This is a genomic window from Pseudoalteromonas sp. XMcav11-Q, assembly GCF_040104525.1.
GTDB lineage: Bacteria > Pseudomonadota > Gammaproteobacteria > Enterobacterales > Alteromonadaceae > Pseudoalteromonas.
In genome coordinates, this window is sequence record NZ_JBECOX010000003.1 from 185,440 (window position 1) to 197,479 (window position 12,040).

Genomic DNA, 12,040 nt, shown 5'->3' on the forward strand with positions numbered 1-12,040 from the left:
GTTAAACTTCTTCCCTTAAGTATGCTAATAAAGCAGCATAGGAACCATTAGGTAAAGCAATATGCATTTCACTTTTACCTTCGTCTGATTCTATGGCTATTCTAATTTGTAACGGTAGTATTCTCATATCTTCCATTACATGCTGCCTGTAAGTTTTAAAATCAATATTTGCTTGCTGGTCTGAATCTGTTGATACAGCTTTGAGGGTTTCATCTAGCCCTCCCCACCCTATATAAGAGAATTTGATATCAGACAAACCCGATAACAATATAGCTTGATACTTCCATTCAACTTCATCAGATTGATTTAAAATTAAATGTTCGCTCATAGGTGATTCATTGTAAGCAAGATCAAAACTTTCCCCTCGATTAATTAGTTTAAATTCGACTAGTGCACTCTCTGGGCTAAAAAGTGGTGAGCGCGAAATAAACATTAACCTATCTTGATCACCAGATAGATACAGCGCAGGTTCCCCCTTATCAGAGGTCACAACATAAGGGTAAGCTGACTCGATCACTCTTGATATTGCATCAAAAGCCAAAGAACGTTGGGTTACTTTCCAGTAATAGTCTGTTCGTGACTTCCACTGATTTGAAAATACACTGTAACTGTAATAACCTGAAAACATCACAATAGTAAGAATACTGGTCGCAATTAGTAACTCAATTAAAGTAAAGCCTTTAGTTTTAGCTACCATGTGGCAACCTCAAACTCAAATTGCTCATTGGCTTTACTACCCGTAACCATCACGTTATAAACTGCAAAGCGCTGGTTTTTCTTAAAAAAATCTTCTCGTCCTTGCTCATTATTGAACAAAATTCTTCGTGCTTGCCAGTTAAACCGCTCTCCTAATAGCTCTACTTTTCCTTCATAGTTTGCCTCCTTAGTTGAAGCAACTAATCTTAGTTCAGACTTTATAGATGTTACTAAGCTCGGTGCTAATTGGTAAAACTGAGCTACTTCGGCTGCTTTACTAGAAAAGACCAAAGCACTTTTAAATAATTGTGAAACCAAAGCAATTGAACTGAATAAAATAATCGCTGCAATGAGCACTTCTATTAGAGTGAAGCCCTTAACCTTGGTTATATGTTTCGAATAGCGGAGCAATCTGAACTTCTCTTTCATGACTTTTTTCAAGTATTATAAAACTGTGAGGTGAAATACTTGCTTTCGTTGATATTACAATTTTAGAGTTCTTGAATCGGAGCTCTTTAAACTTGATAGTATTTTCCTCCGTTTCCGACTTCACATGAATTTGATCACCAATTAACTCTATTTCAAAGCTATATCCACCGTAATAAGCCTTGTAGCTCAAAACCTTAAATATATTTTGAACCTTTTTCAACTCAACTATCCGAGTTTGCTTTGCGATACTCTCGACAACTAGCCCCCCAGTAAGCATCATCAATGAGCTAACAATAGCAAGCACTACCATTAACTCAATTAAAGAAAAGCCAGATGTTTTTTTACAGTGGGACATCATTTATGGAAACCATACTCATCAACATTGTTATGACTATACCTCCAACGAATCCCCCCATGAAAAGTAGCATTAGTGGTTCTAGCATTGTTGTCAGCTTTTTTATCACTAGTTCTAGATCATTTCGAGAGCGTGATGCCACCTCTTGAAAGACCGTTGGTAAGCGGCCAGTTTCTTCACCAACCTTGATGATAGATAAAAAGAAATCAGGAAATATTCTCGTTTTCCCTAGCACTTCAGCTAATTGCTTCCCAGACTTTAGCTGTCGAAGAGCTTGTTTAGAATCTCGTCGAAAGTCGGGATGCTTCAATGTTTCGGCTGTTAGTTCTAAAGTAGTATCTAGTTGCAGTCCAGCCTCCAACATCATTGACATAGATTGAGCAAACCTTATTCTTTCTGAAGTTGTGATTATGCGCCCTACTCCAGGTAGCTTACTAACTTGTATATAACACCAGTTTTTTACGTCTGGTTTCTGTAGAGCGTATACAGAAAGAACAACGGACAAAGTCACACCGATAAGAATAAGAGCTTGATACTCAATAAAAAATTGACTGATCCCAATTATCATCTGAGTATACCACGGTGCTTGGCTTAGATCAGTGAAAATACCAGCCATTTTCGGCACGATAAAAGTAAGTACAAAATATACGGCCATCATACAGACAAAGAAAATCACACTAGGGTAAGTCAATGCCGTGCTAACCTGAGACTTAAGATCTTTTTGAAATTTAAGATCCGCGGCTAAGCGCTTTAGTACCTCAGGCAAATTACCTGATGTTTCACCAATTTTAAGCAGGCTAATGTATAAAGGCCCAAACAAGGCTTCATGTTTAGAAAACGCTTGGCTGAGTGAATCTCCTTTTTTGATCGAACCGGCAATTTGGTTTAACAACCGACTCAGAGCAGGGTTAGTGTTGGATTGGCGAATAATATCGATCCCTTTATCTACTCGAACGCCGCTTTCTAGCAACAAAGATAGTTCGCTGGTAAAAAACTCAAGCTGATCTAAGGTGACCTTTTGTGAAAATAAACCAGAAAATGCGGTTCCTTTAGCAATTGCTTTAATTTCAATCGGGCTAAGGCCATCTGCATTGAGACGCTGTTGAGCTTGCGCTAGATCATTTGCCTCAATTGTGCCTTGATGCCGAGAGCCATTGCTGTCGATCGCCTTATACTCAAATTCCATTACCCTGCAACCCTTAATACTTCGTCGATTGTGGTAACACCAGTAATAACTTTAAAGAGACCATCTTCCATTAAATCTCTTCGCTGTAATTTCCTATTGTGCGCTTTTGCCTTACCAATAAACTGATCATTTTTAGGGATCGCCTTGATTTCATCGTCACAGCGAAGATACTCATTTACTGCTATACGCCCCTTAAAGCCGGAGTTATTGCAATGCTCGCACCCTTTAGGCTGTTTTAAATTAAGCGTTTTAATTCCTGCCATATCTGCTATTTCTTGCAGCGGGTATTTATTGATCAGTTCCTCTGCATTGTCTGCAGGCTCTGCACAATGCGAACATAAACGTCTTGCTAATCGCTGCGCAACGACAGACACAAGTGCGGCGTTAAGTAAAAACTCCTCTACGCCCAAATCGAGTAATCGAGTGTATGCCCCTGCCGCATCATTGGTATGCACCGTGCTGAACACTAAATGCCCGGTTAATGCAGACTGTAGAGCAATTTGTGCTGTTTCTTTGTCTCGGATCTCACCAACCATGATGATATCTGGGTCTTGACGAACTATGGAGCGTAAACCTGCTGCAAAGTCAAAACCAATATCTGGGTTAACCTGAACTTGATTGATCCCTTCAAGTTGATACTCAACGGGATCCTCTAGCGTAATAATTTTTACGTCTTCGGTATTTAGTTCATTGAGAAACGTATATAATGTTGTTGTTTTACCTGACCCTGTAGGGCCTGTTAACAATATCACCCCAGTTGTCTTTTTCAGATCTTGACTAATCAGTCCCTGAGTATCTTCAGACAAACCGAGCACCGACATATCATATCTAATTGAGTCTTTTCTCAAAAAACGCAGGACGATACTTTCCCCCTCGTTTAGAGGAAGCGCAGAGACACGGATATCCAATTCTTGATTGGCAATACGTAGCTCTATTTTTCCATCTTGGGGACGACGCTTCTCTGCGATATCCATACCAGAAAGAATTTTAAGCCTAGTGGTAATAGGAAGCTGCATCTTTGGAGCCAATGAATCCACTTCATGAAGCACGCCATCAACACGATAACGAACTCTATACCTATTTTTATGTGGTTCCAAATGCATATCAGAAGCATTTCGTGCTAACGCTTTTGTAATTAATGAATTAAGAAGGTTAACTATCGGAGCTTCTGAAGCTAGCTCTCGTAACCTAGCCTCTTCATCGCCAGTCAAATGTTCTTCAATCGCTTGAGAATCTTTTTTGCTCTCTATCTCGAAAAAAAACTCTTGTAGTTGCGACTCAGTCGCGACATATATTGTTAAACTTACAGAAGCCTCTTCAACTATATGAGCAAGGCCCATCGATAGCGGGTCTTTGCACGCAATGATCCAGTTACTTTCATTGTACTCAAGAAGCAGCGCACCAACCTGCTTTAGTCGCTCAAGCTTCTCTGGATCCAACCCTTCAGGAATTTTCCATTGTGAATATTCATCTGGTCTAAATGGTTCGTAACCAAAAACTTTTGAAAATAATGAACATAACTCATCTTCAGACAAACACCCCATATTCACGAGTATTTGCTCAAGACGCCCATTAAAGCGACTTTGGTATGATTTCGCCTTTTCAAGGTCATTGACTGCCACATGAAAGTCTTCAAGCAGTACTTTCTCTAACTCATTCATTTATGAATTATATCCTCACTTTCACCATCACCACCTTCTTTACCATCCAAGCCGTAAGACATTATGTCGTAAGGACGGTTCTGGGCACCAGGAACAGTATAAACGTAAGGCTTACCCCAAGGATCTAAGGGGATATCTTTTGGTAAATAAGGGCCGTCCCAGTTCGCCGCATTGCTATTTCTTAATTCTTCTAGTGTGGCTGGAACAGTCCCCATGTCTAATCGATAAGTATCAATAGCCGTTTCAAACATTTGCATTTGTGCTACTGCTGTTTTCTTCTTAGAAGAACTGACCTTAGAGAATAGCTTTGGAGCAACCAAGGAACCTAATAACCCTAGAATAATCAATACGATTAACAGCTCCATTAAGCTAAAACCTCGTTGTTTCTTCATCTTCAGCTCCTATATATTTGATGAAAAGTATATGTTTTTACCTACAAGTAATCTTCATCGCTACGAAATTTAGCAACCATGCCTATAGGTGTATATTTCGACTATTCTATCAGCTTAATTTCGACTGATAACTATTAATTTCAGCAATTACACTTTGCCACATGGCGTTATTTTCATTCTTGACCTGTGCAGCGTGAGCGCTACTTGCATTTTTCTGCTCGTCTAGCCCATTTATAAATTGCTCAACTTTAGCACTTACCTCTTCAGTGCTTGCAAGGTAATCAAGAATATTCTCCTCAATACCATACTCTTCGAACAGCATTTCGTACTTATGACTCCAGCTCGTCGCAAGACAAGGAACACCTTGTGATAGTGCACTTACACAACCATGAAAGCGACTACTGACGACGGCATCACAACGCCCCAAAAATGCTTTTATCTCGATTGCACCTAGGCCGTCGACGATATCTACTTTGCTTTCTATACCTTTGGCTATTGTCTCACACAGTAACCTATCTTCCACACCTTCATGATTAAGTAAAACCACATCAAAACCAGATTGCTGAAAAAGCTCGACTTGATGACGCCAAAATCCAATATACGCTTCAGTACCACTTTGAGCAGTTTCATGGTGATAGCTTGAAACAACTTTATTATTCGGAATAAAACAGACTGTTTTAGTTGCAAATGGTTCAATTATTTCCGGTTCAATTAGTGCAGTAAAGTCAGGGCTTTGCTGTAAAGAGCCACTACTATTTAAGGCCTCACACGCTTGAAACGAAGCTTTATCTCTAGGATACACTTTTGATGCCGCATTGATCAGTGTACGTGCTGCTGCTGCGTGGTCGGCTTTTTTAAATGGACCTAGCGCTTGCGGTAGCACCATATATGGCTTGCCCGCTTTTTTGAATCTAACCGCTTCTTTCGCTGCGTTTTTCAGATCATTTAGCGGCCACTGATCTCCATAAGAAAACCCACTTGCATTTAGAATAACATCTACATCAGCCTCTGTTACTATGCCATAACGCTTAAGTAAACGCTTGATAATGTGAGGCAGTTTACCGAACAAACCCGTTAGATCGACAGACCCCCTTCTGAAACTTAGCTTTTGAAAGGCCCCTAGTTGCGCTCTTTTTTTATAAGGTAAGTTGGGCCCAGGTGACAATACTAAATTATATTCACCTATTTCTTTTTCTAGTTGCGCTAAAATAGACAGCAACATTAGCTCAGCCCCTTTATTCGAGAACTGAACACCTTTTATTTCAATATTAATCACGTTTGTTTAAATCCGGGTGTGTAAGTAACTTTTCTGGCGACTTTTTATTTGAAAATGGAATTCCCCCTTCTTCAAGAGCGTATCCCACCGCAATAAACATCACGATCCGCTTATGTTGTGGCAGGTTAAGCAATTTTGCAGCTCGCTTATCTAAAGTGTGTAGCTCTGGCCAGTTTAGCGCGCAAGTAGAAAGTCCTAATGTTTCACATGCCAACATAAACTGCATACTCGCTAGTGAAGCATCAATATAAATAACATGACGATCTCTTTCAAACGGGTATGCCGACAAATCTCCAACTACCGCCAGTAGACAGGGGATTTGAGATGCGAACCCCGCTGTGCCTCCGGGTAATTTGACCGCTTGTTGCTTTGTGGCTTCGTCATCTATCCACATAAATTCAAAAGCCTGTCGATTACATGCACTTGGTGCTTCAGTGGCCATAGATAAAGCTTCAATAAGGAGTTCCCTTTCAACCTCTCGTTGCTCAAACCATCGAACTGAGCACCTTGTTTTACATAGTGCTTTAAATTGCTTTGGGCTAATCTCGTGGGCCGCTCTTTCACTACTAGAGTACGGTACAGAGCTACTCTCCCCATCAAAGTCAACTGCTTTAAAAGCTGCAAAACTGGCTTTAATAATTGGATGTTCGACGTCACAAACAGCAAAAAATTGGCACAAAACTGAGTGAGCCCAAATCAAGTCACTTCGCTCAAAATGCGCAAGGCTCACAGCTCGCAAATAAACAGAAACCGTTTCTTCAATATAATCTAATGCAAAAACCTTTTTGCGAGGGCGCATGATCAAGCCCTTCTCTAGACGATGAATATTACGACGCAGCAAAGCACTTGAGTTATCTTGAATACCTTGATGTTTTTCATACTGGATCTTGGCTTTTAGTATTGCTTGCTGCTCATACCCAAATGCTCTGTCAAAGAGAAGGTAGTAAAGACGGCTTAGCGTTGGAGAGCCTATGAACAAAGGTCTCACGATACGCTGTGTCGTTTCAATTAGCTTAATGATGAGCTTTTTTAATTTCTGCATAAAACGTAAATACGGGAAACAAACGTTTCCCGTATCCTTTTTTAATCAAATTTTGTTAATTACTAATTATTGTTCAACGTAGCAATCGACGCGGCTGCCAGACCTAGTTGATAGATAATCTGTGTTGCTGTACTCCATAGCGTCAGACTATCAATATGTTGAGCATCAAGCGGTACAACAATCGTATCACCAGGAGCTAGTTGGTTAGCATGACTACTCACAGCAAACCAAGTCCCTGAGCCTGGGAGCTCTACTGAACCATTAGCTTTGATAATATAGATCCGTTCATCATCCGCTTTTTGTTTTAGACCACCACTCGCTTTAATATAGTCATCAACTGATTTAGACGAATCAAATAAGTGCGTTGCTGCCAAGTTGACCTCACCAATAACACTGACAGAGTCTTGCATCGCAGGAATATATAGCGCATCTCCATCTTCTAGCTGTAATGCTTGTGTCGAGCGTTTGTCTAAATCAATAACAAGACGTCCTAACGCTTCAACTTTAGATAAATCTCTCAAAATCTTATCCATATCTTCATATGGCATTGAGGTATTCGCAGTCGCGCTCTTCTGAAAAGTATTAGTGATAATATCGCGTCTTAGCTCTTGCGTTAAACGTTGAATTTGTGAAGTTTCTTTACGCTTAATGGACTCACGAGTAAAAATAGCCGCTTCTTTATGTGCAAACTGGTTAAAACCACCCACTCTTTCAAGCAGGCTATCAAGCGTCTCACCACGCTTGATGGTATAGGTGCCAGGGAATTTAACTTCACCCACAACTTTAACTTGAAGCCTTTCCTGCCAATTAGGTCTAGGGAAGATGTTTACAGTATCTTTGCTGGTTAACGCCTGTGTCGGATCCGCCAGTTCATTTACACCATTAAACTGGATATGCTCAACCTGTTTACCATCGTCGTATACAACTCGTGTTAACTCAACTTGCTCAAGATAAGCCGCTTCAAGAAATCCACCGCCAGCCCGTACCGCCTTTTGGAAGTTCGCATTTTTTGATAAAGGATACACACCTGGAAACTTAACTTGGCCATTTATAGCAAATAATTGCGCTGGTTCCGTTGGGGTTGCCTGTCTTTGAAGTTTAGCTAGAATAGGCGCTAATAGCTTTTGACGACTAAAAACCGCATACTCTTCGTCTTCTACTTCTTTTGGCTCTTGGAACAATGCATCAATACTTGTGATCAGTTCAACTTCTTCCTCAAGTTCGAACAGCTCATCTTCTTTTAAGCCGATATATTTTAAAAATTCATCACGCTCAAACTGCTCCCATAGCTTTACATTTTCACGCAATTTTAGTTGCTCTTTGTTATACGCGAGGTCTTCTAATAACTGTTCTTCTTCTTCTTTAAGCTGGTAGCGGCTAAATACGACGATTGTATCGTTAGACGCGAGCTCTATATCACCCGCTTTACCGTTAAAAATATCTTGTAAAGAAAACTGATGGATAGCGATGTCGCCTTCAAAGTTTACTTCACGGATAATCAGTGAGTACCCGAAGTCGGCGATAGATAACAAATCTTCCCTTGGCGCACTAAATACATCCTTTAGCGTCTTACCTTGGTGCCATTCATAATGCCCTGGGCTAGTTACTGCACCAACCACAGTTACAGTGTTTTGAAAACGAGTTGATGCGGCATTGACTGATATTTCATCACCGTTCTGCGGCTTATAACTGGTATTTTCAGTAAAGTTGTAGTTCAGGGTAATGCGCCTTCCATCACCGTTGTAACGTGATACGACTACTTTTGACTTGTTTGCGTTCGCTTTGAAACCACCTGACATCGCCATCACACTCTCAAGCGTGTCTGACTCTTTAAGCTCAAAGATGGCTTGGCGGTTAACTTCACCTTTTACTTTAATCTTCTTAGCTGCAGGCGGGATAAATACAACATCGCCAGGCTTTAGGACTACATCATCAGAGCTATCACCAAACAGCAATAAGTCGTATAAATCAAATGTGGTAACTAGCTTACCCGCTCGCTTTACTTGAATTTTTCTAAGCGAACCACTATCACTTACACCGCCAGAAACAAATAGCGCATGGGTCACTGTCGCAAGCGGTGAAACCGTATAACTACCAGGCTTGTATGCTTCACCCACTACCATAATGCGCATAGGGTTTAGCTCACCCATCGAGACAAAAGCTTGAACTCCGATCATTTCTTCTGATATTTTTTTTGTGATCAGTGCTTTTAGCTCTTTAAATGACAAACCAATAACGTGAACCGGGCTCAGGTTTGGAATTGCAAGACGCCCTTCTCTGTCAATTTGAACTTCATGTTCTTCGTTGGTTTTACCATACAAATTGATCTTCACCAGATCGCCAATACCCAACAAATAAGTATCAGGAATTGCAGCCAACTCAGAAGGCATAAATGTTAAAGGCTCACCTGCAAAAAGCTCATAACCAAAAGGCTTTAGCTCTTCCTGCTTCGGCTTAAACTTATCTTCCTCTTCTTCCTCTTCCAGCAATCCATTTTTGTTTCGAGGTTGAATCGAAGTATCTTTTTCTTCTTTCTCTTTATTGCCTAATGTTTTGCTATCTAAAGTACTTAGATCGATGCCATAGCGCTTCGCAAGGGCTTCCTGCTGAGCTTTAGGGAGCTTTTTGAACTGTTCTATTTGCTGTTTGCTTGGTGTCATCGCAACTGATTGATGCGATATAAGAATAAAAACTGAGAGCAATATTATTCTGAAGAACTTCACTGAAATCTCTTCCATTATAGACTTTTGTTAAACTTTGAGCATTCTACCGAAGTTTGGAAGAATTAAAAGGGCACATGAGTGCCCTTTGGGAAGATACTTGTTAGAAACTGTAAACCAAAGTAAGTGAAGTTTCTGTATCAGTATTTTCTTTGCCATCCGCTACGTCAGAGTTGTGGATAATGTTATATGCCACTTTCATTTGAAGCGAACCATTTATTTTGGTTAACAGCGCCGTTTCAGAGGTTGTCTTAGTATTTGTATCACCGTATTCAATCGCGATAAGCTGTGTAAAACGCGCATTTTCTGAGATTTGCCACTGGTAATCTAGTTTACCAACACCAATGAACTCGCTTTCAGAAGTACCTGCTAACAATTCACCATCATCGTCAAGTTCAGTGCTATCGTCTTGGTGCTCGAAGCGCTTTACACCAGGACCGATTTCAGCGTTAAGATACATATCGTCATTTTCGAATAAACGTTGACCGTAACCCACTGAAATAACTGCTTCGCTACGGTAAGCACCAAAATAATCTGAAACATAAGAACCAAACACAAATAGGTGGCTATTATCTTCGTTTAACTTATAGTTGCCTTGAACTGACGCGGAGTATTTTTCATTGGTACGAGATGTAATGTCTACACCAGCATCGTTTTCACGCGTGTCTTCTTTATAGAAGCCATCTAACTTGTACTCATTGTTCCAGTTAGTTAGATTGTGTTTAGCTTTGATCCCGCCTTTAAGCGTTGTTGTCTCAGTGTTACCACTGGTGATTATCGCACCAACTTCACTGGTTACATCCCAAACTTTCTGTGGTTTCTTAGCTTTACCTTCTGCTGCAGCATTAGCGCTGGCAGCCATAAGAATACAACAGGTTAAAACCTTCAATTTCATTTCTAACTAACCTTTTACTGATCTTTGTGTAGGTGAACATCCATTTGCGGGAATGGAATGGTAATATTAGCTTCGTCTAGCGCAATCTTAATATTTTCCACAAGCGTGAAATACGTTGGCCAGTACTCTTCTGTTTTAACCCAAGGACGAACAACAAAGTTAACACTTGAGTCGGCAAGCTCCAGCACTGCTACCGTATAAGCTGGCTCTTTCAAAATACGTGATTCATTGTCTAGTACAGACTTTAATACCGCTTTTGCTTCTCGTAGATCGGCGTCGTAGCCAACACCAATTACAAGGTCAATACGACGTGTTTTTTCGCGTGAGTAGTTAACGATCGCACCGGACATAATGGCAGAGTTTGGCATTACAATTACTTTGTTATCAGGAGTACGAAGCTCTGTAGAGAAGATTTCTATCTTTTGTACACTACCGGCTTTGCCGCCAGCTTCAATATAGTCTCCTGACTTGAACGGACGCAGCATAATAATAAGTACGCCAGATGCAAAATTAGAAAGTGAGCCTTGCAGGGCAAGACCAACAGCCAAGCCTGCGGCACCTAAAATAGCAATGAATGAGGTGGTTTCGATACCTACCTGAGATAATGCCATAAGCAGCGTCGCGGCAAAAACAATCGCATAAGCAATATTGGCAACGAATGAGCCTACCGCTTTATCTACTTTGCGTTTACCAAATGCTTTTTCAGTGAGATCAGCACTAAGCTTAGCTAGTTTTAAGCCAACGAAGAAAATTATTAGTGCTATAACGCCTTGAAGCACATAGTGTAAGATTAAATCTGAGTTCTCATTAACCCATTTCCAAACAGCTTCCATACTCATCCCCCTTTTTATATTAAGCAGTTATTTATCATTAGATCGGCTGGATCATACATAGGATATATGAATATTTGCTGTATGCGGAAATAATCTCCGAAAAAAAATTTTTATTAAGTTTTTTCGATATTTCCCTTTGCATTTGGAAAAAACTTATGTATTATGCGCGCCACACCAGACAAGGTGTTCAAGTCTTTTGTGGCGGCTGTAGCTCAGTTGGTAGAGCCCTGGATTGTGATTCCGGTTGTCGTGGGTTCAAGTCCCATCAGTCGCCCCACTCTTTTTATAAATTCATTCCCATTTTATATTTTTACGCACACATCACTCCTACACAATAAACACCAAACATCTGCGTAGCAGCGATTTTATATCGCGACTTAAGAATAAAACCCTCGCTACATAAAGTAGCTCCTACACGACCAACACTAAACAACAAGCAACAAGCAACAAGCAACAGCGATTTTATATCGCGACTTAAGAATAAAACCCTTGCTACATAAAGTAGCTCCTACACGACCAACACCAAACAACAAGCACTAAACATCAGCGTAGCAG

11 protein-coding genes and 1 tRNA gene are annotated in these 12,040 nt (G+C 40.5%); 1 reads left to right on the forward strand and 11 read right to left on the reverse strand.

Going from position 1 to position 12,040, the window contains the following annotated elements; genetic code table 11:
* Position 1: 1 nt before the first annotated feature.
* The 11 genes from ABMY45_RS06435 to ABMY45_RS06485 form a co-directional block, all read right to left on the reverse strand.
* A complete protein-coding gene (locus tag ABMY45_RS06435; protein ID WP_211867742.1) occupies positions 2-697 on the reverse strand; it encodes a prepilin-type N-terminal cleavage/methylation domain-containing protein in 696 nt (231 codons plus the stop codon).
* On the reverse strand, positions 691-1,137 hold the full coding sequence (locus ABMY45_RS06440) for a prepilin-type N-terminal cleavage/methylation domain-containing protein (RefSeq protein WP_349288611.1): 447 nt from the start codon (positions 1,135-1,137) through the stop codon (positions 691-693). The genes ABMY45_RS06435 and ABMY45_RS06440 overlap by 7 nt, the downstream gene beginning before the upstream one ends.
* Positions 1,073-1,483 (reverse strand): type II secretion system protein, encoded by a 411-nt coding sequence (locus tag ABMY45_RS06445; protein WP_227387493.1) that lies wholly within the window; start codon positions 1,481-1,483, stop codon positions 1,073-1,075. The genes ABMY45_RS06440 and ABMY45_RS06445 overlap by 65 nt, the downstream gene beginning before the upstream one ends.
* Complete coding sequence (locus ABMY45_RS06450) at positions 1,467-2,666, reverse strand: type II secretion system F family protein (protein WP_211867736.1); 1,200 nt, start codon at positions 2,664-2,666, stop codon at positions 1,467-1,469. Before ABMY45_RS06450 ends, ABMY45_RS06445 begins: the two co-directional genes overlap by 17 nt.
* Positions 2,666-4,327, reverse strand: a complete 1,662-nt coding sequence (locus tag ABMY45_RS06455; protein WP_349288612.1) for a GspE/PulE family protein — start codon at positions 4,325-4,327, stop codon at positions 2,666-2,668. The genes ABMY45_RS06450 and ABMY45_RS06455 overlap by 1 nt, the downstream gene beginning before the upstream one ends.
* Positions 4,324-4,719 (reverse strand): type II secretion system major pseudopilin GspG, encoded by a 396-nt coding sequence (gspG, locus tag ABMY45_RS06460; protein WP_211867732.1) that lies wholly within the window; start codon positions 4,717-4,719, stop codon positions 4,324-4,326. Before gspG ends, ABMY45_RS06455 begins: the two co-directional genes overlap by 4 nt.
* 109 nt (positions 4,720-4,828) lie before the next feature.
* The gene (locus tag ABMY45_RS06465) at positions 4,829-5,941 is read right to left on the reverse strand and encodes a polysaccharide pyruvyl transferase family protein (protein WP_211200835.1); all 1,113 of its coding nucleotides are present in this window, start codon (positions 5,939-5,941) and stop codon (positions 4,829-4,831) included.
* Positions 5,942-5,987: 46 nt separating this feature from the next.
* Positions 5,988-7,037, reverse strand: coding sequence for a nitroreductase family protein (locus tag ABMY45_RS06470; RefSeq protein ID WP_349288613.1), 1,050 nt, complete (start codon positions 7,035-7,037; stop codon positions 5,988-5,990).
* A 62-nt stretch (positions 7,038-7,099) separates the two neighbouring features.
* A complete protein-coding gene (locus ABMY45_RS06475) occupies positions 7,100-9,775 on the reverse strand; it encodes an SLBB domain-containing protein (RefSeq protein WP_206471503.1) in 2,676 nt (891 codons plus the stop codon).
* 85 nt (positions 9,776-9,860) lie between these two features.
* Entirely contained in the window at positions 9,861-10,652 is a 792-nt protein-coding gene (locus ABMY45_RS06480) for a DUF481 domain-containing protein (RefSeq protein ID WP_010605789.1), read from the reverse strand.
* 14 nt (positions 10,653-10,666) lie between these two features.
* Positions 10,667-11,485, reverse strand: coding sequence for a mechanosensitive ion channel domain-containing protein (locus tag ABMY45_RS06485; RefSeq protein ID WP_010605790.1), 819 nt, complete (start codon positions 11,483-11,485; stop codon positions 10,667-10,669).
* Positions 11,486-11,686: 201 nt separating this feature from the next.
* Here ABMY45_RS06485 and ABMY45_RS06490 point away from each other — a divergent pair.
* A tRNA-His gene (locus tag ABMY45_RS06490) sits at positions 11,687-11,762 on the forward strand.
* Positions 11,763-12,040 lie beyond the last annotated feature (278 nt).

Excerpts from the sequence above, each read along its gene's own strand:
- ABMY45_RS06435 (WP_211867742.1), bottom strand. The coding sequence starts at position 697 with ATGGTAGCTAAAACTAAAGGCTTTACTTTAATTGAGTTACTAATTGCG.
- ABMY45_RS06445 (WP_227387493.1), bottom strand. The coding sequence starts at position 1,483 with ATGATGTCCCACTGTAAAAAAACATCTGGCTTTTCTTTAATTGAGTTA.
- ABMY45_RS06450 (WP_211867736.1), bottom strand. The coding sequence starts at position 2,666 with ATGGAATTTGAGTATAAGGCGATCGACAGCAATGGCTCTCGGCATCAA.
- ABMY45_RS06455 (WP_349288612.1), bottom strand. The coding sequence starts at position 4,327 with ATGAATGAGTTAGAGAAAGTACTGCTTGAAGACTTTCATGTGGCAGTC.
- gspG (WP_211867732.1), bottom strand. The coding sequence starts at position 4,719 with ATGAAGAAACAACGAGGTTTTAGCTTAATGGAGCTGTTAATCGTATTG.
- ABMY45_RS06465 (WP_211200835.1), bottom strand. The coding sequence starts at position 5,941 with ATGTTGCTGTCTATTTTAGCGCAACTAGAAAAAGAAATAGGTGAATAT.
- ABMY45_RS06470 (WP_349288613.1), bottom strand. The coding sequence starts at position 7,037 with ATGCAGAAATTAAAAAAGCTCATCATTAAGCTAATTGAAACGACACAG.
- ABMY45_RS06475 (WP_206471503.1), bottom strand. The coding sequence starts at position 9,775 with ATGGAAGAGATTTCAGTGAAGTTCTTCAGAATAATATTGCTCTCAGTT.
- ABMY45_RS06480 (WP_010605789.1), bottom strand. The coding sequence starts at position 10,652 with ATGAAATTGAAGGTTTTAACCTGTTGTATTCTTATGGCTGCCAGCGCT.
- ABMY45_RS06485 (WP_010605790.1), bottom strand. The coding sequence starts at position 11,485 with ATGGAAGCTGTTTGGAAATGGGTTAATGAGAACTCAGATTTAATCTTA.